The 20,059-nt window shown below is 51.1% G+C and carries 19 protein-coding genes and 3 tRNA genes; 5 read left to right on the top strand and 17 right to left on the bottom strand.

Going from position 1 to position 20,059, the window contains the following annotated elements; all coding sequences use genetic code 11:
- Positions 1 to 11 precede the first annotated feature (11 nt).
- The 4 genes from DB847_RS14090 to DB847_RS14110 form a co-directional block, all read right to left on the bottom strand.
- Positions 12 to 452, bottom strand: a complete 441-nt coding sequence (locus DB847_RS14090) for a bactofilin family protein (protein ID WP_108651273.1) — start codon at positions 450 to 452, stop codon at positions 12 to 14.
- On the bottom strand, positions 356 to 1,342 hold the full coding sequence (locus DB847_RS14095; RefSeq protein WP_108651274.1) for a peptidoglycan DD-metalloendopeptidase family protein: 987 nt from the start codon (positions 1,340 to 1,342) through the stop codon (positions 356 to 358). Before DB847_RS14095 ends, DB847_RS14090 begins: the two co-directional genes overlap by 97 nt.
- 735 nt (positions 1,343 to 2,077) lie before the next feature.
- Positions 2,078 to 2,293 carry a hypothetical protein gene (locus tag DB847_RS14105; RefSeq protein WP_108651276.1) on the bottom strand — a complete coding sequence of 72 codons (216 nt, stop codon included), beginning with the start codon at positions 2,291 to 2,293 and terminating at the stop codon, positions 2,078 to 2,080.
- A gap of 474 nt (positions 2,294 to 2,767) precedes the next feature.
- A complete protein-coding gene (locus DB847_RS14110) occupies positions 2,768 to 3,580 on the bottom strand; it encodes a substrate-binding periplasmic protein (RefSeq protein WP_159084633.1) in 813 nt (270 codons plus the stop codon).
- Positions 3,581 to 3,967: 387 nt separating this feature from the next.
- On the opposite strand from DB847_RS14110, the gene DB847_RS14115 reads away from it, so the two are divergent.
- Positions 3,968 to 4,693 carry an endonuclease gene (locus DB847_RS14115; protein ID WP_108651278.1) on the top strand — a complete coding sequence of 242 codons (726 nt, stop codon included), beginning with the start codon at positions 3,968 to 3,970 and terminating at the stop codon, positions 4,691 to 4,693.
- A 37-nt stretch (positions 4,694 to 4,730) separates the two neighbouring features.
- Entirely contained in the window at positions 4,731 to 5,819 is a 1,089-nt protein-coding gene (locus DB847_RS14120) for an AI-2E family transporter (RefSeq protein WP_108651279.1), read from the top strand.
- Between the two features lie 80 nt (positions 5,820 to 5,899).
- On the opposite strand, the gene DB847_RS14125 is transcribed toward DB847_RS14120, so the two are convergent.
- The 3 genes from DB847_RS14125 to nudC form a co-directional block, all read right to left on the bottom strand.
- Positions 5,900 to 6,217 (bottom strand): hypothetical protein, encoded by a 318-nt coding sequence (locus DB847_RS14125; protein WP_108651280.1) that lies wholly within the window; start codon positions 6,215 to 6,217, stop codon positions 5,900 to 5,902.
- 170 nt (positions 6,218 to 6,387) lie between these two features.
- The gene (locus DB847_RS14130) at positions 6,388 to 7,038 is read right to left on the bottom strand and encodes a substrate-binding periplasmic protein (protein ID WP_159084634.1); all 651 of its coding nucleotides are present in this window, start codon (positions 7,036 to 7,038) and stop codon (positions 6,388 to 6,390) included.
- A 278-nt stretch (positions 7,039 to 7,316) separates the two neighbouring features.
- Complete coding sequence (nudC, locus tag DB847_RS14135; RefSeq protein WP_159084635.1) at positions 7,317 to 8,210, bottom strand: NAD(+) diphosphatase; 894 nt, start codon at positions 8,208 to 8,210, stop codon at positions 7,317 to 7,319.
- A 220-nt stretch (positions 8,211 to 8,430) separates the two neighbouring features.
- Here nudC and DB847_RS14140 point away from each other — a divergent pair, with 220 nt between their 5' ends.
- Positions 8,431 to 9,447, top strand: a complete 1,017-nt coding sequence (locus tag DB847_RS14140; RefSeq protein WP_108651283.1) for a lipoate--protein ligase — start codon at positions 8,431 to 8,433, stop codon at positions 9,445 to 9,447.
- 403 nt (positions 9,448 to 9,850) lie between these two features.
- Here the strand turns inward: DB847_RS14140 and DB847_RS14145 are convergent, their stop codons facing one another.
- The 4 genes from DB847_RS14145 to DB847_RS14160 form a co-directional block, all read right to left on the bottom strand.
- A complete protein-coding gene (locus DB847_RS14145; protein WP_108651284.1) occupies positions 9,851 to 10,378 on the bottom strand; it encodes a DNA N-6-adenine-methyltransferase in 528 nt (175 codons plus the stop codon).
- Positions 10,379 to 10,588: 210 nt separating this feature from the next.
- A tRNA-Leu gene (locus DB847_RS14150) sits at positions 10,589 to 10,675 on the bottom strand.
- A 4-nt stretch (positions 10,676 to 10,679) separates the two neighbouring features.
- Positions 10,680 to 10,753, bottom strand: a tRNA-Cys gene (locus DB847_RS14155).
- Positions 10,754 to 10,760: 7 nt separating this feature from the next.
- Positions 10,761 to 10,836 (bottom strand) — tRNA-Gly (locus DB847_RS14160).
- A gap of 476 nt (positions 10,837 to 11,312) precedes the next feature.
- Here DB847_RS14160 and DB847_RS14165 point away from each other — a divergent pair.
- Positions 11,313 to 12,068 carry an ABC transporter substrate-binding protein gene (locus tag DB847_RS14165; protein ID WP_108651285.1) on the top strand — a complete coding sequence of 252 codons (756 nt, stop codon included), beginning with the start codon at positions 11,313 to 11,315 and terminating at the stop codon, positions 12,066 to 12,068.
- A 231-nt stretch (positions 12,069 to 12,299) separates the two neighbouring features.
- On the opposite strand, the gene DB847_RS14170 is transcribed toward DB847_RS14165, so the two are convergent.
- The 4 genes from DB847_RS14170 to DB847_RS14185 all read right to left on the bottom strand — a co-directional run bounded on the left by DB847_RS14170 (position 12,300) and on the right by DB847_RS14185 (position 17,936).
- A complete protein-coding gene (locus DB847_RS14170; RefSeq protein WP_108651286.1) occupies positions 12,300 to 14,891 on the bottom strand; it encodes a glycosyl hydrolase family 18 protein in 2,592 nt (863 codons plus the stop codon).
- A gap of 362 nt (positions 14,892 to 15,253) precedes the next feature.
- Positions 15,254 to 15,856 (bottom strand): tRNA isopentenyl-2-thiomethyl-A-37 hydroxylase MiaE, encoded by a 603-nt coding sequence (miaE, locus tag DB847_RS14175; RefSeq protein WP_159084636.1) that lies wholly within the window; start codon positions 15,854 to 15,856, stop codon positions 15,254 to 15,256.
- Positions 15,857 to 15,898: 42 nt separating this feature from the next.
- Positions 15,899 to 17,419 (bottom strand): amidophosphoribosyltransferase, encoded by a 1,521-nt coding sequence (gene purF / locus DB847_RS14180; protein ID WP_108651288.1) that lies wholly within the window; start codon positions 17,417 to 17,419, stop codon positions 15,899 to 15,901.
- Between the two features lie 28 nt (positions 17,420 to 17,447).
- Positions 17,448 to 17,936: a CvpA family protein gene (locus tag DB847_RS14185; protein ID WP_108651289.1), complete on the bottom strand. Its 489-nt coding sequence runs from the start codon at positions 17,934 to 17,936 to the stop codon at positions 17,448 to 17,450.
- Positions 17,937 to 18,125: 189 nt separating this feature from the next.
- Between DB847_RS14185 and DB847_RS14190 the strand changes: the two genes are divergently transcribed.
- Positions 18,126 to 18,518 carry a VOC family protein gene (locus tag DB847_RS14190; protein WP_108651290.1) on the top strand — a complete coding sequence of 131 codons (393 nt, stop codon included), beginning with the start codon at positions 18,126 to 18,128 and terminating at the stop codon, positions 18,516 to 18,518.
- A gap of 644 nt (positions 18,519 to 19,162) precedes the next feature.
- Here DB847_RS14190 and DB847_RS24440 read toward each other — a convergent pair.
- Together DB847_RS24440 and pgsA are read right to left on the bottom strand one after the other, a co-directional pair.
- Entirely contained in the window at positions 19,163 to 19,306 is a 144-nt protein-coding gene (locus tag DB847_RS24440; RefSeq protein WP_159084637.1) for a hypothetical protein, read from the bottom strand.
- Positions 19,307 to 19,479: 173 nt separating this feature from the next.
- Complete coding sequence (pgsA, locus tag DB847_RS14195; protein WP_108651291.1) at positions 19,480 to 20,028, bottom strand: CDP-diacylglycerol--glycerol-3-phosphate 3-phosphatidyltransferase; 549 nt, start codon at positions 20,026 to 20,028, stop codon at positions 19,480 to 19,482.
- Positions 20,029 to 20,059 lie beyond the last annotated feature (31 nt).

Below are 20,059 nucleotides of genomic sequence, written 5' to 3' on the forward strand. Positions count from 1 at the left end.
ACCACCACAGCTCAGGCCCCGGATGTCTTGGCCTGCTCCCCGGGCTGCTTTTTCGGGGGCTGTTTTTTCGCCTCCTCAATAGGTGTTATCACCTGAGTCCCTTCCGATTCTTTGGTTTCCCCCACAAAATGGCCGCCCTTTTCGATACTGAGATCGCTGGAGTAGATGATCCCTTTGACGGTTCCGTTGCTCAGGATCTCAATCCCGTTGGCGGCACATTCGCCCTCGATCAGGCCACTAACAAGTACCCGTTTGGCACATATATTCCCCTTCACCCGCCCCTCTTTACCCACAATCAGGGTTTGGCTGGTCTCAAGTTTTCCTTCAACATAGCCATCGACATGGATATCACACTCTAGGGAGAGGGCTCCCTGGATGCTACAACCACGGGCGATAACAGTTGTTGTGGAATTCTCACCGTCTGGTCGATCACTGCGACTAAAGATGCCCATTTGACTCGCTTCTCCTTGCTAAACAACTGAGAAAAATTGGTCGATGACCAATTCATGAAGTTCACCGGATCCAGCACCCGCGATAAAAAACGTACTTCATAATGGAGGTGAGGTCCAGTAGAGTCCCCGGAGTTTCCTGACCAGGCGATCAGATCTCCTTTATGCACAAATTTCCCATAGCTGACATTAAATTTGGACAGATGCCCATACAGGGTGGTAAAGCCAAATGAGTGATTGAGGATCATAAAATTACCATAGCCCTTTTTTCCCCGGCGCATATACTCCACCACGCCATCGGCGGGCGCATAGATGGGCGTCCCCATCGAAGCCACCAAATCGATCCCCGGATGACGCTCGCGCTTTTTGGTGATCGGATTCTCTCTCATGCCAAACTTGGATGAGGCGTATCTATACTCAAGGGGCTTTCCACTGGGGATCAGCTCCAGCATGACGGCGCGCAACACGGAGTCCGTTGCCAGGTTTTGTAATCTCAACTCAACTTCATGGCTATCGGGCTGGGCCTTCTTCTCCTGCTCTCTAAGTTCCCGCTCACTGCGTAACCCAAGGGTCTGTTCGAGTTCATCCATTCTCAGGTTAAAGTGCACCAGCTCGGCCCGTTTATCATCCAGGCTGTTTTCTATCTCGCGTTTCTTGCTCATCAGCTGTGAGATATCACCCTTGAGCCCGGAGACGGTATGCTGCTGGATCACAACCTGTTGCCGGGCAAGATCGACCCTGTGAGACAGATAAGAGATGATGGCGGTGCCTATCCCAAGCAGCAACAGGGTGAAGATCGCCGCATAGGCCAGATAACGAAACATGATCTTTTTTACAGAAAAGTGCCGCGTACCATGAAGATCTGAGATGGTGATCCGATAACTATTTTTCATTGACCCCGACTGCCATGTGGGTAGCTTTTATCCCCTAAGTCTGACACAGATGCTGTCTTTTTGATATTTAGCCGATTTTTAGCAATTGAGCATTACTTTAAGAAAAATGGAAATTTTTCAAAAATCGCTTTGAGACTGGCCCGGGTGCTTTTAAGATACTCCGGTCATCGCCTGCGAAACCACAAAGAAGTATCCAGGTGCATGACCCAAGGAAAGATAGTAGATTGTGCTAGAGCGCCCTTCTCAGGTTGGGCGTCTTTTTTTGCCTGCTGCCTGCCTTCCGGGCTGCGTTGAGGTTTCAGAACGGCTTGTGTCGCTGGCAATTTGTCGGCCAGACAGAAGATGGGTGGAAGCATAGCCACTGGCCTATGGATTGCGCCTGAAAAAGTCCTGCTCATTGCTGCTTATCACTCATTTAGAACCTCTGAACCTGGTAACTCAGGTCACGAACAGACCATTTCGGGGGCAATAGCTCCAACATTGGAAGGGTCAATAACGCCTAAAAATTCCACGGGAATTTTCACTGCAACTATACTTATAGTGTCCTTCGAAGCGGCTCTGGTCTTAGCCTTTGACTGGAGCGAAGGACAGCCTATTTGTTATCGATTTGATGCAAGCCCTCTTCGGAGGGCTTTTTTTGTAAGTCTCGGGTTATGAGCCGAAAGATAATGAGCAAGGCTCACCAATCCAGCAGAATTAGCTCGCTATTTGTCACAGGCGGAGCCTTGCTTAAGCTTAGGAGCTGTAATCACCCTTCATTGTGGACGAGCCTGAAGCAGACAACTCCCGCAACTGGGATTGTCGGGCAGACTTCTGGCCAAGAGTTAGCTCAATCAGCTCAGGAGGACAAGCATACAGATCATCAATCAGATAAGACTCTTCATCAATGATGCTGTCATAAGAGAAATAACGGGCAATATTTTTTGCCAGATCCCTATTTATTTTTTGCATAACAGATCCCCTTAGATAGAAATGGTGTGCCTGAAGCCGAATACTCATCTGAGTTTAAAGATGCCATAGCCAGGCCTCCAGGCATATCCAGTTGTTCCTTATGCTCTGTTTGTCCGGGACAAACACCTCAAATCCCACCCTTTTATCATTATGCTCAATGAGTCTGTGTCATCAGGAGTGTCAGGAGACAAACACAGAGCAAGCCCCCCACGGCAAAAAGACAGCACTTCATCACTTTAGAAAAGCGCTCAGCAATAAGTGTGGCCTCAACTTCATCCCTGCCCATCGCTTGTAAAAGATGATTAACTTGCATCGGTATCTCTCCCCTGTCGTGCTGTAGAGGCACTATGGCAGATAAATATGAAATTAATGTGACAGTAAAAATAACCGCTGAGAATGGTGTGAGAGATCAATCGCTAACTCTGGTCGATTGAACATCCAGCATCTTGCTTAAAAGTGAGGAGTTAAGGCTGCTTAGCGCTTAAGAGGGATCCAGGATGCCTCCCGTGGAGCAAGCATATATTTTATTAACAGCGCTTTACCTGAGCTCTCCCTGACTTTGGTGATCTCGTCCCAAAACTGCTCCGCTTGCTCAGGGCTCTCCTGATAGTACTTTCTTGAAAAGATCAGATAGAGTTTACTGTCGATGAAAAGCCTGGGCAGTACCTTAAGGCTGGATCCCAAACGATACTGGGAGATCATCTCCCGGGCACTGTCTTCATTGAGGATATAGCCATCGATACGCCCCAGAGCGACCATCTTGAGTCCTCGCTCTCCATCCGGAAGATAGATGTTCTTAGCATAAGCCCCCATAGATTTTAGCCTCTGAGCCGCAATGTATCCGGGAGGAGAACCGATCCCTGTGGTGAGACCACTGAATTGCTTACCATCCCAGCTGACCTTGGAATCGAACCGTACATAGATGGGGTAACGCAGCTGCCAAAAGTAGCGCCTGCTATCAAGATCTCCCGCAGCATCCCTGGGAAATACAGCAAATCGCTCACGATCAGAGCTCCAGATCGCAGCAAACATCCCATCCATTCGGCTCAACTCAACCTCACGCAGGCAGCGCTTCCAGGGGGAGCGATGAAACGCCACCTCCAGCCCGCTTGCTCTGGCGGCCAGCAACACCATCTCAACGGCCAGCCCGGGATGATCGGGTATATAGTTGTCATACCCCAGAATAAAAGGCTTTAGCTCTGTATCCTCATAACAAATATTAACCCGCTGACCCGCAAAAGCCGCGACCTGAAACGTGAGCAGGATAATGAGCAACAGGATTTGCATCTGAATTACCACTAGATGACTTACCCGAAGTATAACAGCCGCTTCACTCATCAAATGATCAATGCCCAGAGCGCTCTCAAGTCGCAGCCCCCCTTTACACCAATTACAGATAATTAAGCTTGCCCTCCCTACAGCAGATGCTGAACCGCTTGCCACCAACAGTCGTGGTCTGAAGACTTGTCCCTGAAACAGCGTTTGATGATTTTACCAAGGTCTATCGGATGCATTCTTCATCCAGCGGTAATCGCTCATTAAGATCAATTAAACTTAACGATTCACGTCACCCACAGACCATTTTCAGAGGCAACAGGATTAAAATTGGAAACCTCAACTGAGCCTAGGTACACTGCCATCCTTTGAACCCTTAATCTCCCGGAGATAGTCGGCATGTTGCCAACCCAGCTCTGTGTTACGGTCGCGGCTTTGTTTTCCCTGCTTCTCAGCCTGCCCGGCTTTGCCAAAACCGGCCCCCAGCAAAATTTTCGTTCGGCGAAGCGTGAGCTGGTGCGCCTCTACCAGCAACACCCACAGATCCCAACCTTCTATTGCCGGGCTCCCATCAGCTGGCAGGGCAAAAAAGGGATACCTGAGCTCAAGGAGATCGGTTATAAGGTTCGCAAGCAGCAAAAAAGAGCCAACCGAATCGAGTGGGAGCATGTGATGCCCGCTTACTGGTTTGGTCACCAGCTCAAGTGCTGGCAACAGGGAGGACGCAAGGCCTGTGAAAAGCACTCGGCCCGGTTTCGACAGATGGAGGGAGACATGCACAACCTGGTTCCCTCCATCGGTGAGGTGAATGGCGATCGCTCCAACTACAGATACAGTGACTGGCAGGGGCCCAGCATGTATGGTCGCTGTGAAATGGCGATCGACTTTAAACGAAAACAAGCCAGACCTCCCCGTTACACCCATGGATTTATCGGCCGAGACTATCTCTATATGCAACAGCGCTATGGGATTAAACTATCCAAATCACAGATGAAGATGATGCAGGCCTGGGCACAACAGGCACCGAGCTCGTGGGAGTGTCAGCAAAACAAGCTAATCACCAAGCTTCAGGGAAATGATAATCCTTTTGTCACCCGGGCCTGTCATAAGATAGGTTTGGGTTAATATACAATCGCAACAAACCCGCTCGCAGAGAGATACTATGGATAGCACAGACTTAAAAAGAAAACCGGGCAGAGTGATTCTGCTCCTTGCCCTGGCCTGCTCTATTGTTGCCAGTTATATCCTGATCTCCCCCTACCTTCAGCCAATCGTGATCGCTCTGCTGTTTGGTCTGATGGCGCATCCGCTGCATCAGCGGATTCAGGATAAACTGGGAGGCAGAGCCAATCTTGCCGCAACTATCAGCTGTCTGCTCCTCACCTTTGTGATCCTGCTGCCCCTGCTGTTTGTGCTGATGGCGATCCTGAGTCAGGCCGTCGTCTACTCAACGACCCTGTTGCATTGGGTTCAATCCGGAGGGTTTGATCAACTATTGGCTCACCCCTGGGTGAGTAAACTGCATCAGCTGGCTCTGGATGTTCTCCCCCTGGATAAGCTGAAAAACACCAGTATCTCCCAGGATCTGATCGCAGCAGCATCCAAGATGGGGAAAAATGCCTTGGGGATCAGTGCCGAGATCGCCGGTGATGTCACCCACTTTATCTTCAGCTTTGTGCTGATGCTGTTTGTGCTGTTTTTTATTCTGCGCGATTACGACAGCATAGTGCGTTTTTTCCACCATGCCCTGCCCCTTTCCCGCAGTCAGGAGGAGATCCTGATGCGTGAGATCAAAACCGTTTCCAAATCTGCTCTGCTGGGCTCCTTTCTGACGGCCGTCACTCAGGGAATCGCCGGTGGTATTGGCTTTTGGATCGTTGGGATCCCTGGGTTGTTTTGGGGCAGCATCATGGCCTTTGCCTCACTGATCCCTGTGGTAGGCACAGCTCTTATCTGGGTTCCTGCGGTGCTATTTCTGTTTATCACCGGTCAATGGCAGTGGGGGATCTTTCTGCTGGCCTGGAGCATTTTAATCGTCGGCTCCATCGATAACTTCTTAAGACCCTGGTTTATGCAAGGCGCAGCATCGATGGGAACCGTGGTGATCTTCTTTTCATTGATGGGAGGGATCAGCATGTTTGGCCTGATGGGCCTCATCTACGGGCCGCTGGTGATCGCCATCACCCTGGTGCTGTTTCATCTGTATGAGACCGAGTTTAAAGATTTTCTCGATTATCAGGACAGGCACTGATCGCTCAAACTAAAAAACCCTCCGGACTCGGAGGGTTTTCACAAGGATAAGATAAGGCTCACTGTCAGCCTGGATAAACCCTAAGCCTCGATGTCAAAGTAGTTGGCCGCCACATATGCGGCTCTGCGGGTCGCTTCTCCATGATCCCGGTACTTCTGCTCAAGAAGATCCCTGAAATCCTCCAGCATATGATCGATACGCTCCCAACTTAAGTTCTGATCGCCATTTTGAATATGATGTTCTTCGAGTTTGAGCCTGAACAGATCGCGGTCGATACGATATTCAGCATCCGATGGATAAGGTGACCGGGATAACTCCTCTTCCCTCTCCTCATGAGCAAGTCCCCATTTACCGTCTCCCTGACGTAACAACTGCAGATGTGCAATGGTATGGTCCATTATCATTGTTCTCCTTTACAATCGATTGGGACAGAGCTCATCTTAATCAAACTGACCACCGCTGAACAGGAAAACAGGGTCATCGCCTGTGTATGTCGGATCAAATGTGACTAAGCTCCCAGCCAGAGGGGATGACTTAACAGAAATCGGTACAGTCGGCGATCAAAAGATCATGAGGCAGGCTCGAGAAAACGTCTGGCCAATTTACGAATATACCCGCTCTGTTTGAGCTCCTGCAGGGCCCGGTTCCAGCGTGCGACCTCACTGGAAGCAATATTTTTGGACATCGCAATATAGTGCTGCCCCTGTAACACCACCACCGGAGTCTTGCGGACCAACTCGGGAGAGATTTCATGGGCACTTAGCTTATGCTCGATAGAGTCTTCTGAAGTGATCGCCAGGGCAACCCTGCCACGCTTGAGCAGCCCGAAACAGGTGGCATAGTTTTTATTTCTGGACAGCGCGGTAAACCCCATCCCGGTCAATAGCCGGTCATGAACCGAACCATTGAGCACACAGATTTTAAGGTCCCTGGCATCACTCAAAGAGCGGATCCCGGTCGGCCGACTGCGCCACTCGTAAAAATAGTCGGTCCCTGCGGAGATGGGCCCCACCCATTGCACCGTTTTCTCTCGCTCGGCCGTGCGCTGTACCGCAAAAAAGACGATATTTTTTCGGGTTTGTACGGCGTAAAGACCCCGCTTAAACGGAACCTCACGCATCGGTACATCATATCCGAGTTGCTCAGCCAAGGTGTTAACAACCTCCACTTGAAAGGCTCGCTTCCCCTGCCGGGGGATCCCTTCGCACCAGTGCTCCATGCAGGTTACCTGTCGGGATAGGTTGTGGGTGTAAAAGGTAAATGGATCGCCATAGGCTCTGGGTGATAAACCGAAGCAGGCCAGTAACAACAAGCCTGGCCAGCCAGTGAATGTAACAAACGCTCTTTGCAAACAAGCTTTTACAGCAACGGGTTGAGCCAACAGTTGCCCAAACAGACACCCCAAAGCCCAGCTCCGATAGTAATAAGAACTATTATCAGTTTAGTTGAGCTTTAGTCGGAATTCTAACCCCCGCAATGGCTTCACTTTGCCCAAAGCTACTCAGAAACCCACAGCTCCAGCAGATCTCGGGCGATGGCATCTCGTCTGGGCAAGGTAAAAGAGCTATCGGCTCCTTCGGTGAGAACCGCTTTGACCGTCTGTTTATCCACCCAGATCGCATCGGCCAGCTCATCAGAATCCAGAGCCAGGGCTCGTGTTTTGGCTTCAAGGCGCATTCCCGCCATCAGTGCACAAGGAAAAGGCCAGGGCTGAGAAAAGAGATAATTAACCTCCTCCCCCTCGATTCCGGCCTCTTCATAGAGCTCTCGCAGGGCTGCATCTTCGAGGGTTTCTCCGGGTTCAACAAACCCCGCCAGGCAGGAGTAATGATTTTCAGGAAAATGTACCCCACGTCCCAATAAGCAGTGATCTCCCTGGGTCACCAGCATGATGACTACCGGATCGACTCTGGGAAAGTGTTTGCTGTCACATTCACTGCAGTCCCGGCGCCAGCCCCCATGGGTCACCCGGGTTTTCGCACCACAACGAGAACAACAGGGATTATCCCTGTGCCAGTTCAGCGCACTTGCTGCCTGGGCCACAATCCCCAAAAGATATTCTGAAGCCTGAGGAGTATGGGCAAACTCGCGAATTGGCATTGGGCTTATCTGTGCCTGAGGAGCCCCCCTACTACTTGCCGCAAAATAATTTACTCCCTGGTAGGCGCCGAGCAGGATCAGCTCATCTTCAGTAATCTGGGCCTGCCGGATGATAGCCGCAGAAAAGAGACAAGAGCCACTTGAATCGTCGACCATCACACAAGCCCCATTCAAAAGCAGGAACCGGGAGCTATCCAGTTGACTCAGGGTCCGGATCTGCTCCGGATCAGACCGGACCTTGTCCAAGCGGTCCAGGGGGTTTTGACTAAAGAAGGGGTAAGGTCTTTTCATGCAATCGACACCGCAGTGATGGATTAAGAATGGATGCAGGATTATATCTGAGTCATTATGACTCAAACAGCCCCAATCCAAGTTCAGCTGCACATCCACCATAGCGAGTCATGACTATTAGGAACCACTCGGGCAGCGAAGATCCTCTTTACCCTGAAAAAAGAATCGAGTACATTGGGCGCTCCTTAATACCCTATCACAGTAGTCAGGTATACCGTTCATGGCCAGTCTGAGAGTTTTCGTTTCCACCTCAACCAACCCCTGGTTTAACCTGGCCGTTGAAGAGTGTATATTTCGCTCCATGTCGACGGCTCAACGGGTGCTTTTCCTGTGGCGTAACGCTGACACTGTTGTGATCGGGCGAGCTCAAAACCCCTGGCGGGAGTGCAATACCCGCAAGATGCAGCAAGATGGGATCACCCTGGCTCGCCGGCAAAGTGGCGGGGGAGCCGTCTTTCAGGATCTGGGAAACAGCAACTTTACCTTCATGACCGGCAAGCCCGAATACGATAAATCGGTCTCAACCCGGATCATCCTTAGTGCCCTGGAGCAGCTTGGGATCCAGGGCAAGGCCACCGGCCGTAATGATCTGGTGGTTGAGGACAGCCTCGGGGAGCGTAAATTTTCGGGATCCGCCTACCGCGAAACCCTGGATAGAGGCTTTCATCACGGTACCCTGCTGCTGAACGCCAATCTATCCCGCCTTGGCAACTACCTTACCCCGGATCCAAAGAAGCTGCAGGCCAAGGGGATCACCTCGGTGCGCTCCCGGGTCACTAACCTTTGTGATCTTAAGCCTGAGCTCGATCATCAAAGCGTCTGTGATGCGATCATGGAGGCGTTTTTTAACTTCTATGGTGAACGCGTAAAGCCTGAACTGATCACGGTCGACAAGATGCCCGAGCTCCCCAAGTTTGAAGAGACCTTTGCCAGGCAGAGTCAATGGGAGTGGAATTTTGGAAAAACCCCTGAGTTCATGTATACCCTGGATGAACGCTTTAGCTGGGGCAACGTCGAGCTACACCTGGATGTCAAACAGGCGCAGATAGAGAAAGCCCGGGTCTTCAGTGACAGCCTCAATCCTGAGCCGCTTGAGGCATTTGCGGATGCCTTGTCTGGCCAGGCCTACCGGGCGCAGGAGATCACAGCAACCGTCGCACAAATTACCAAGCGCTATCCAAACCGCCTGGGTGAGCTGATGGAGCTTCAGAGCTGGCTGAAAACCGCTGTCGCCTAAGAGGCCCCTTGTACCACATAGCTTAAATAGCTTGATCAGGTAATGGGGTTGCGTCGCTCAGAGTCACACTATTTAGGGGTGACTGCGCAGTGGATGTCTTCGGAACAATTATCCAGCCTCTGAGCAGCTGTGAAGGCGAACTGTTCAATGCTCTTTTTCCGAGACAGGGTGTAATTGCTCCCAGAGCAATGAAACGCGAGGTAGGGATACCGAGCTGGGAGGGTTATCAGGGATGGTAACCGTCGAGCTGCGTAGTTCTGTGGAGGGACTCACAGTACGGAGCGAGTTTTTGATTACTTTTGGCGATACAAAAGTAATGTGCTGCCGGCACCCCGGCATTAATGCAGCTTAGCTGAAAATCGCAATACTCAGATAAGTGGTATAGATAATAACGTTAGCGCCCCTAACCCCACACATAACCAAACTGGCTAAACATCTCAGAGAAGCCTTGGGGATTATCCCCAAAATAGAAGAAGGTTTGTCCCTTGTTGGGGTTTCCGCCCACCTCCCCGGTTGGCCGGATAAAGCGGATCCGCTTACTGGGGAAACACAGGGCTGAGGCTTTAGACAGCATCGCCTGGTAAGGCTTGGTTTCGGTTCCCGAGTTCACCAGGACGATCGCTTGTTTGACCCTGCCAGCCTCTAGCTCTGCTAGTAAGCGGCTACAGAAATCACCGAGAAGCCCCCGGCTATAGGGCGGGTTCATCCACAGGTTTCCTCGCCAGTTTGCCTCAGCAGCCAGCCCTGAGTTCTCTCGGCTATAAAAGCGTTTGGCGCGCACCGAGAGCTGTGCTACCGGATTACTCGCCGGATCAACATCAATTGAGCCCATCACCTTCCTGGCAGCCTCAATATATTGAGCCGGGGTATTCCATTCATCGTTATTCAGCGCAGAGTGATTGCCGATATGCATGGTGACTGCTTCAGTCATGGAAAACTCCTAAGGTGATGGGTGTCATGAGCGCTGGCAAGTCGTTGTCTAGCTCAACGTTAAGTGCCTGACCTGTTTGGATGAAGCATTTAATCGGCAGTGCTGAGCATGCAGTCATGGGCTGAGCGGCTTATCGCAGATGAATTACCGAACGCCAGATAGCAAAAAACCACGTCGAGCGTGGTTTGATAAGCCATTTGGCTTGAATGATGGTGCCCGGAGACGGACTTGAACCGTCACGCTGTAACCAGCGAGGGATTTTAAATCCCTTGTGTCTACCAATTCCACCATCCGGGCAAACTGGAGGCGCGTCCCGGAGTCGAACCGAGGTCCACGGATTTGCAATCCGCTGCATAGCCACTCTGCCAACGCGCCTTCATATTGGAGCGGGAAACGAGACTCGAACTCGCGACCCCAACCTTGGCAAGGTTGTGCTCTACCAACTGAGCTATTCCCGCTTTGCATTTCGTTTCAGATGTTGTTCTGTCCCGAGTGCGAGATGCATTCTATCTTTCTGGGGGTGAGAGTCAACTCCCTTTTTGTAATTCCTTGATCGTTCGGCCAAATTCCACACAAAACGCTTCTCTATTGCCCATTTTGTCGAAAATAAACGCCAACGCCTGCTCCCGTGGCAAGCAGCGAAACAAATTCAGGATACTCAGAACTGAGACCCCACCCAATTAAACCCCTCACAAGCACTGCAAGCACTGCTTCTAACTCTGAACATGACGATCCTCCCAGGATATCTCGATACGACAAGCCAATACGCCGATAGCTCCGACGGGTATTCCTCAAGAGGTACGCCCTGATTCATAGGGTAGAGATGCAGGGCGCATGATAGGTTTTGCTGAGCGGTCTAGACTTAACGATGAGGAAAAATAGCTACTGGGTCCTTAGTTCACCCGGGCATGAGTAACAAGGATTAGGGAAGCATATGAAATATAACATCTTGTTTTTATTAATCGTAACAAGTTATGTTAATGCAAAGCTAACCCCTATTGATGTTAATGTCGGTGTGACGGATGGATTTCCTATCTATTATTATGATTCAACATCGAAAACGGCTCATGGCCCTATGGTCGACTCTTTTAAGGCTATCTGTGAACATGCAACTCTAAATTGTAGCTTTCATCCACTTCCAAAGAAGAGATTAGAAAATGGCTTAATCTATGGAACGATTCACTTCGGCTCTGTAGTCAACAGCCCGGTACAAAAAAAGATACTGAGAAATCGTGCTTATTTTACACAGTTTAATATGCCCGCAAAGATAGGCATCTACTCCACCCTACCCGAGAGCCAAATACCCATAGATACTAAAGGGTTTTATGGAAAGAGTATCATCGCGGTTTTGGGCTGGAGCTTAGCGGTACTGCCGGGCGTGTGGCAGGCAGAGACTGAAGGAAAACTCACGATCTATAAACCTAAAACGATTGAATCAGCAGTAAATATGTTACTTAAACATCGCTCACCATTCCTATATGCTAATAAAGCAAAGATGGATATGTTTTTATCCGATAGTGATCAGGTCTACTTCAAAGAAATAAACTATGTAAATCAAACATTCGCTCTATCAAAAAGTTCAAATAATTATGATGAGATAAAAAATAGAGTTGATGCTGCTATAGCAATATTATTTTCATCCGGAAAGATTGATAAAGAATCCGGAATGCTTAAATCTTCAGAGAAATAGGCCGTGTGCCACTAACATAGTAAGCATAACTAAACCCCTATCCTTAGCATCTACATATATGTAAATCTGCCCTATTTATCACCAATGAAGGTATCTGAAAGCTTCACTTGTTCGGTTGCTCATACCTACAGTGCGCTTCAATCCCTTAGAGGTTCTTCCCCATCAAAAAGTACCCCACCAGAATCACTCCTGATGGGGTATCTCTCACAGCTTAAAGCCCTCTACACCAACTTAGGGGCAAGTCGCCTCCCCGATATTCACCCAAACCTCATGAACCCCTGGCTCATTACCCTGAGTCCACCATTTGGCTCGCCAACGCGCTCCATCGTGATTCACTTCATCACCACCGTTATAGACCACTGCCGACGCCCAGCCAAGCTCAACCTCACTCACCAGCTCCCATGGACCACTGGTGCGAGAGGGTTGGTTATTCTGGGTCCACCACTTGGCCTGCCACACCAGTCCGTCGTGACTCACCCTATCTCCCGTGTTATAGATGGTGGCTGAGCTCCAGGGAGACTCAGCTCCCGCCCCGGGATCTGTGGTCGCACATTGCTCACCTGAGCCAGCCGCGGTTACCAGTACCCGGGTCGATGCCAGGGCATCTAACGCACCGTCCGAGACCCGCACACTCAAGGTAAATTCAGTGTCTTCTGAGAGCTGTGGCGCGGTAGCAACCAGGGTTGCACCAGTAAGATCATCGGCACTCCAACCTGCGGGAAGGGTCCACTGATAGCTAAGCGGATCATCATCTGGATCACTAGCCTGGGCTGTGATATTGAGCTGCTCACCTGATTTCACACTCAAGCTCTCTGTCAGAGAAACTTGTGGTGCCCGATTGGGCTCAGGCGCCTGATTGATAATAGTCACCAGATCTTTTGCTACCAGCTGGTGATCATCGGTCACCGTTAGCTCAAACTGATAACTCTGCTCTACTGTGGTTGCTCCCAGAGTGACCTTCGCCCGGGCCTGTTCGGCATCGCGCAGTTCGACTTCAGGACCGGAGAGCTGCTGCCACCGATAGGTCAGGGCCCCCTGCTCCGGATCCCGGGAGGAAGAGCCATCCAACACCAAATCTACCGGCCCGGTCACACTCTGATCGGCTCCGGCATTGGCAATCGGTGGCTGATTTTCAGGAGGTGTATCCCCACCATGGCCAAGGCCCTCATGCATCGCATTGAGGATATCCCCATTGTCGGCATCGATCTCCCAGGCAAACAGGCCTCCCAGCTGAAGATTGAGCACATATTGCCCCTTGGCTTTCACCGAGGGGGGATCATCAAAGGTGATAAGGTCCCCGGTTGAGGGGTTAAACACATAGGGGGCCTCGGCAACCGTATCATAACGATACTCCCAGCCACTGCCCATATACTCATTGACGATCTGCCGATAATCCACCACCCCATTTTCCCAGGTCCCCTTGACCGGCCCGGTTGCGGTTCCGGTAAAGGGGTTGTCATTGCTGTAACCATGAACTCCGGTCCAGCCCCGTCCATACATGGCAGCCCCGACCACCAGCTTGGATGGATTCACCCCCTGAGCCAGCAGCGCCCGGATCCCATTGTCCGTGGTGTAGCTGGTGCTGGGATCCCAGTTGGGAGCATAGATCGCCGTCTGATGCCCCAGCTCGGTATTGCTCCAGGCCCCGTTGAAGTCATAGCTCATCACGAAGATGTGATCCATATGGGACTGGACCGCCTGATAATTGACTTTGGCAATCTTATCATCCCCGGCACCGACCGCCGATGTCAACTCATAGTAACGTCCGGTCTCATCCCCCAGCTCATTGAGCATGGTGCGCAGATCCTGCATCAACAGCAAGTAAGTCTGACCATCCGTACCACTTCCCAGGCTCGTATTCGCCCCCTTACCTCCCGGGTACTCCCAATCGATATCCACCCCATCGAAAAACTTCCAGGTCTTAAGAAACTCTTTAACAGAGGCCACAAAACGATCGCGCTTACTCTTATCTCCCATAAAGAAGAAGGGATCGGAGAGGGTCCAACCACCGATGGAGGGTAAAATCTTAAGATCAGGGTAAGCCTTCTTGAGCGCCATCAGATTGCCGAAGTTTCCCTTGTAGGGCTCGTCCCAGTCTTTGAGATCTCCCTGAGGCATCTGCAGAGCAGCCCAGGGATCATGGATGGAGACCTTAAAATCCTCGCGTCCGGCGCAGGAGCGCTGCAGGGCCTCAAAACTACCACTAATCGACTTGAGGCTGTCGTTGATCCCATCGCCGCCACAGATGGGAATAAACCCATACAGGATGTGGGTTAGATTTTGCGCCGGGATCTTATTGACCTCAAATTTTCGTCCGTAGACCCCCCACTCCACATAGTAAGCCCCCACCACCTTGCCCGAGGTGTTGGTATAGGGTTTATTATTTTCCCGCAGTGGCACATTGAGCGGTGCCAGGTGACTACCATCTGTATCCGCGATCAGGATCTCTTTGGGATCGCTGAGGGTACAGCCCTCCTCGTTGCACAGGGCGACTTGCATCTGATAGCGTCCCCCCTTACTCACCTCAAAGGTGGCAGAGCCAGAGGCTGATGCAGGCCCTGACCACATCTCATCACCATCGAGTAGCACCTTGACGGTTTTGCCGATGTTGCCGGACCATAGATTCCAGCTCACGGTAACATCGGCGGCCTGCTTCACTGTGACCAGCTGCTCATAGGCACTTGCAGATTGATCGACCTCAATGATAGAGAAATTGGTTTCCCCCCAGGCGATAGAGGGCTTTCCGGGAAGCTCGGCAAACGCAGCACCAGAGAACAGGCCACCGGCAAGAATCGCCAGAGCAGAGGGCTTAGGATTTAGCATATCTAATCTCCTTATTAGAATGGTGTCCACCCACTCGTCCATGGTGAATAATTGACCAACCTATTGCAACAGCCACCCAAGGGGTGTGGGCTTACTTCCAAAAGTGGCAGTCAGGAGCAATTCGTAGAGAAAACAGCTCATTGATGTGATGAGTAACTGTTTTTAAAGTGGTTTCGTAAAACTTCAGTTTTATTGAAAAGACAAACACACTAGGTTACCTGGGGTTACACAAAGTAACTAAACGCGACAGAAGCTGTCCAAAATTAAACCAGCATGGGACCTAGCGGGGGGAGAAATAGGGCAAATAGAAAAGGAGTCCGGATCGGACTCCTTTAAAAGGGGAATCGCAGGCTGCTGGATAGTTAGCAGAGTCGTTCGCTCATCTGAGTCTCAAGCAGTTTCGCCTCATGGCGCGCAAGCTCACTCAATCGCGGCTGCCACTCATCTCCTGCGAGCTCCCGAGCAAGCTCAAGGTAACGCGAAGCAAGCTCCTGCTTGCGCTCTAACAGCTCACTCATCAACCGGGTGATTGCAGGCTCGCAGTAACAGAGCAAGCTCTGCAGCCGCTCACAACAGCGGCTCTCCAGCAAACCCGCGATCAGCAGAAGATCGATGAGCCTCGAAGGCTCCTCAAGCCGCTGCGCCGCCAACAGTTCAACTTGATAGCAAGAGGCCTCAAGGGCCTGGTAGTCAATCTTGAGCTCAAGCATCAGGCCAATTAACCGCTCATAACGACGCTGAGCCTGCTCCGCCAGCTGCTCCAGTGATAGCAGCTGTGGGTATTGCCAGTAACCAAACCCGATCCCCTGAAGTCGCCGGGCACTGTCCTGCTCCCAGCTTGCCAGCTCCATCACCCATTGGGATAGCCGGGGTGCCATCTGCTCACTCCAGGCGACCGAGGTCCTGGCCTCAAGGAGCTCCTTAGACTTTTCGAGCGATTTGGGATCCTGCTCCGATTGTGTCATCTGTGCCATTCTCAACAAGGGCCGGAGATCCGGCCCGTCCAATCAGGTGCCTTCGTTATAGAGATCCAGCATGGTTTTCTCTTCACGCCAGCCCTCCAGAGCCTTGGCGTCATCATGGCGCAGCTCGTTGAGATACTCCAGATAGGCGTTATCCACATCTTCGGTCACATAACGTCCGGTAAACACCGAGGTTTCGAAGGTGCGGATATCCGGGTTCTCCTCACGTACCGCCTCTTCAAGATCGCTTAAGTCCTGGAAGATCAGGCCATCGGCGCCAATCAGGCGACAGATCTCATCGACCTCACGACCATAGGCAATGAGCTCGTTAGAGGTTGGCATATCGATGCCATATACATTGGGGAAACGGATCTCCGGCGCCGCCGAGGCAAAGTAAACCTTGTTGGCTCCTGCATCTCTAGCCATCTGGACAATCTGCTGTGAGGTGGTCCCCCGCACGATGGAATCATCCACCAGCAGAACATTTTTCCCGGCAAATTCAGAGCCGATGGCATTGAGCTTCTGGCGCACCGATTTTTTGCGGATCTGCTGCCCGGGCATAATAAAGGTACGGCCGATATAGCGGTTTTTCACAAACCCCTGGCGATAGGGAAGCTCAAGCTGCTGTGCGATACGCAGCGCTATATCACAGGAGGTTTCCGGAATCGGGATCACCACATCGATATTCAAATCATCCCATTCGCGAGCGATCTTAGCTCCGAGCTTCTCACCCATATGCACCCGGGCACCATAGACAGAGATCCGGTCCAGGTAACTATCGGGTCTGGAGAAGTAAACATACTCAAAGATACAGGGACAGTACTGGGGTTTCTCAGCACACTGCTCGGAGAACATCCGGCCGGTATGATGAATATAAATAGCTTCACCAGGAGCCAGATCGCGTACCCTTTCGAAACCGTTTACATCCAGAGCCACACTCTCCGAGGCAACCATGTAATCCTGACCGCCGGCGTCGTTGGTCCGTTGACCCAGGATCAGGGGACGAATACCATTCGGATCTCTGAATGCCAGTAAACCATGACCTATGATAAGAGCAGCCACAGAGTAGGCACCACGCACCTTCTGGTGAATGCTGCGCACCGCAGTGAACAGATCCTTAGCGTTCAGCTCGCTCTTATCCTGCTTGTCCAGTTCATGGGCCAGCACATTGAGCAGGATCTCTGAATCAGAGGAGGTATTGATATGTCGCTTGCCGTTACCCATGATCTCCAGCTTGAGCTCGCGGGCATTGGTCAGATTACCGTTGTGAGCCAAGGCAATCCCGTAGGGGGAGTTGACATAAAATGGCTGGGCTTCTGCCGCACTGGAACTTCCCGCGGTGGGATAACGCACATGACCGATCCCGAGATTTCCCTTGAGGCGGCACATATGCTTGGCCTCAAAAACATCCCGTACCAGCCCGTTGGCCTTGCGCTGGCGAAACATATCATCGGCAACAGTGACAATGCCCGCCGCATCCTGCCCGCGATGTTGCAGTACAGTCAATGCATCATACAGGCCCTGGTTGACAGGGGTTGAACCTACAATTCCTACTATTCCACACATATCCTAAACGACCTCTATAACTGTCCTGTTAAGCCCGGTGAAGGAAGCTCGACGAATTTTGAATAAACTCAAAAAACCAGTGGATGATAAAACCAAATCTGGGGATCAACAGCGAGCTGTTCCACCAGCTGGTCTGATCCACAGTGGTAAATGCATCCATAAAAAATAGCAGTGCACTCACAATCAATACGCCGCGTATTGCACCAAATACCAATCCCAATATTCGATCGGTTCCGGTCAGACCCGTCTTGGAGACCAACTGCCCTATGATATAGTTGATCACAGCCCCGATGATCAGAGTTGCGACAAACAAGATAGCAATGGCGAGGGCTTTACGGACCAGGGGGTCATCAAATGCGGTTAGGTAGGTAGCGAGCGGGGCGTAAAAATGGCTTGCGATAAAGAAAGCCGCAAACCAGATCACCAGAGAGAGAGCCTCTCTGACAAATCCACGAAACAGGCTGATCAGAGCGGAGAGCCCGATCACAGCCAGGATAAGGTAGTCAATCCAAGTCATTGAATGCCTTCGGTTGATTTGAATTCGCGCGAATTCTAGCAGAAACAGGGGCGAAAAGCTTGCCCTGGATCGTAACGAAATGCCGCTCAACCCTGTGGTTGGCTACTTTTAAATCAGGCTTTGAGTCACCGCATTGACGAATTTTGGCCTGGCCATACACTTAACACAGAGCAGCACAGGGGAAAGCCCATGTTAACCCTTCACGGATTGGATCATCTGGTCCTGCGCAGTAACAATGCACAACAGCTGAGTGAGTTCTACTGTAATAAACTTGGTTGCACCCTCGAAAGAGAGCTTGCGGAAGCCAATCTCATCCAGCTGCGTGCCGGCGCCTCTCTCATCGATATCCAGCAGATCCCCTCTCATCAGGCGTCCCATCCCGCGACTCATAATCTGGATCACTTCTGCCTTGAGATCGCCCCCTGCGATCTCAAGGCTCTAAAAGTTAAGCTACAGAGCCAGGGCATCGTTTGTGAAGAGATTGCCGAGCGTTACGGGGCCAGCGGCTTTGGCTTATCCCTGTATATCCGGGACATGGATGGCAACCGGGTTGAGCTCAAGCCCAAGAAACAAGCATCCTGAAATCAAACGTCATCTCCTGAGATAGATCCATTCAAGGCCAGATCTGCAATGTAGTCTAACACTGAATCAACAGAGAGGTAACAATTCGTATCGGTCGGGTCAACCTTCGAATTGATCATTAATTAAACGTTTTACAATACAGGGAAGCCACCCTATCATCTGCGCTGTTGCTGGTTAACACCTGGCCTCTTGCCACAAAACTCCTCAGAGGGGAGCTGTGCAAGATCTGTTGACTCTACCTATACAGGTAGCGCCTTATTCATAAGCTTTACAGCTTCTCTTTTATTTTTTCAGTCATTTAGAGGTTATAAAATGATTAACTATATCGGCTCCCATGAAATCACCCTCATCCCCCACCTGATCGGTATCGTCTGCCTGCTGGTTGCCCTGCGTCAGTATCGTAAACAACAGGACGCGTAATTAGGGTTCAGCCTGCATCCGGGCTGCTAATGGCGAACATTGGCAGCCTCACTCCCACCTTTCCCGAAAACCATGATCCCCAAACTCGCCCCTGACTATCCATGGAGCATGAGTCACTCAAAGATTTGGTTTATTCAAGGTAACAGACAAGGCAATAGCAGGTTCTCAGGGACACTATGCTGACTCTGACGAAGAGGCTAATATCTTCCCGCAATTACTTCTGTTCATATCATCATGCGGATCCCAAGCTGGATGAGAACCAGGATAAGGATCTGGACCAGCAACCAGGCTGCCACGACCTTAAACACCCACTTATGATAACGAAGCCCGGCCGCCATCAGGGCAACCCTCTGTTGAAGATATCTCATGCCAGCCTCCTCGCTAAATACTATGTCTCTATAGCGACCCACCCCGCTAAAACTTAACCCGAAAAAATAAAAAATCTCAGGGCGTGACTGAGTTCAAAGTTTGGGGCGAGGATTGTGAACAGGCATGAAAAAGGGAGCACAAAGGCTCCCCTAAAAAATCAGTGTGACTAAATTCAGGTCTGAGCGCGCAGATCTCCCCAGGCCGCAGCTAGATATTGGAACATCGACCAAAGCGTCAGTACCACGGCAACATAGAGCAGCAGATAGCCGGCCCAGACCATCCAGATGCTCTGTTGCCAGATAAGCCCCACCAGTGCCAGCATCTGGATCATGGTCTTCCACTTGCCCAGGGAGCCGACGGCCACATTGGAGCGCTTGCCCAGCTCAGCCATCCACTCGCGCAGTGCAGAGATCAGGATCTCCCGGCCAATCATAAACAGAGCCGGAATCGTCACCAGCGCGGAGTGGTAATGATCCACGATCAACACCAGGGCCGAGGCCACCATCACCTTGTCCGCCACCGGATCAAGAAAGGCTCCAAACGGGGTCATCTGCCCCAGCTTACGCGCCAGGAAGCCATCAAACCAATCCGTCCAGGCAGCAATCACAAAGATCAGAGCCGCCCAAAAATAGGCCGATTGCATCGGAAGGAAAAACAGAATAATAAAAACCGGGATCAGACAAAGCCGAAAAAAGGTCAGAATATTGGGTATTGTATTCATGGAGCTGCTCAACTGCTGTAGGCCTTGCGCC

Source organism: Dongshaea marina (genome assembly GCF_003072645.1).
GTDB classification, from domain to species: Bacteria; Pseudomonadota; Gammaproteobacteria; order Enterobacterales; family Aeromonadaceae; genus Dongshaea; species Dongshaea marina.

What these genes read in the sequence shown, in the direction of transcription:
- DB847_RS14090 (WP_108651273.1), bottom strand. Translation starts at nt 452, where the DNA reads ATGGGCATCTTTAGTCGCAGTGATCGACCAGACGGTGAGAATTCCACA.
- DB847_RS14095 (WP_108651274.1), bottom strand. Translation starts at nt 1,342, where the DNA reads ATGAAAAATAGTTATCGGATCACCATCTCAGATCTTCATGGTACGCGG.
- DB847_RS14105 (WP_108651276.1), bottom strand. Translation starts at nt 2,293, where the DNA reads ATGCAAAAAATAAATAGGGATCTGGCAAAAAATATTGCCCGTTATTTC.
- DB847_RS14110 (WP_159084633.1), bottom strand. Translation starts at nt 3,580, where the DNA reads ATGCAAATCCTGTTGCTCATTATCCTGCTCACGTTTCAGGTCGCGGCT.
- DB847_RS14115 (WP_108651278.1), top strand. Translation starts at nt 3,968, where the DNA reads ATGTTGCCAACCCAGCTCTGTGTTACGGTCGCGGCTTTGTTTTCCCTG.
- DB847_RS14120 (WP_108651279.1), top strand. Translation starts at nt 4,731, where the DNA reads ATGGATAGCACAGACTTAAAAAGAAAACCGGGCAGAGTGATTCTGCTC.
- DB847_RS14125 (WP_108651280.1), bottom strand. Translation starts at nt 6,217, where the DNA reads ATGGACCATACCATTGCACATCTGCAGTTGTTACGTCAGGGAGACGGT.
- DB847_RS14130 (WP_159084634.1), bottom strand. Translation starts at nt 7,038, where the DNA reads ATGGAGCACTGGTGCGAAGGGATCCCCCGGCAGGGGAAGCGAGCCTTT.
- nudC (WP_159084635.1), bottom strand. Translation starts at nt 8,210, where the DNA reads ATGAAAAGACCTTACCCCTTCTTTAGTCAAAACCCCCTGGACCGCTTG.
- DB847_RS14140 (WP_108651283.1), top strand. Translation starts at nt 8,431, where the DNA reads ATGGCCAGTCTGAGAGTTTTCGTTTCCACCTCAACCAACCCCTGGTTT.
- DB847_RS14145 (WP_108651284.1), bottom strand. Translation starts at nt 10,378, where the DNA reads ATGACTGAAGCAGTCACCATGCATATCGGCAATCACTCTGCGCTGAAT.
- DB847_RS14165 (WP_108651285.1), top strand. Translation starts at nt 11,313, where the DNA reads ATGAAATATAACATCTTGTTTTTATTAATCGTAACAAGTTATGTTAAT.
- DB847_RS14170 (WP_108651286.1), bottom strand. Translation starts at nt 14,891, where the DNA reads ATGCTAAATCCTAAGCCCTCTGCTCTGGCGATTCTTGCCGGTGGCCTG.
- miaE (WP_159084636.1), bottom strand. Translation starts at nt 15,856, where the DNA reads ATGACACAATCGGAGCAGGATCCCAAATCGCTCGAAAAGTCTAAGGAG.
- purF (WP_108651288.1), bottom strand. Translation starts at nt 17,419, where the DNA reads ATGTGTGGAATAGTAGGAATTGTAGGTTCAACCCCTGTCAACCAGGGC.
- DB847_RS14185 (WP_108651289.1), bottom strand. Translation starts at nt 17,936, where the DNA reads ATGACTTGGATTGACTACCTTATCCTGGCTGTGATCGGGCTCTCCGCT.
- DB847_RS14190 (WP_108651290.1), top strand. Translation starts at nt 18,126, where the DNA reads ATGTTAACCCTTCACGGATTGGATCATCTGGTCCTGCGCAGTAACAAT.
- DB847_RS24440 (WP_159084637.1), bottom strand. Translation starts at nt 19,306, where the DNA reads ATGAGATATCTTCAACAGAGGGTTGCCCTGATGGCGGCCGGGCTTCGT.
- pgsA (WP_108651291.1), bottom strand. Translation starts at nt 20,028, where the DNA reads ATGAATACAATACCCAATATTCTGACCTTTTTTCGGCTTTGTCTGATC.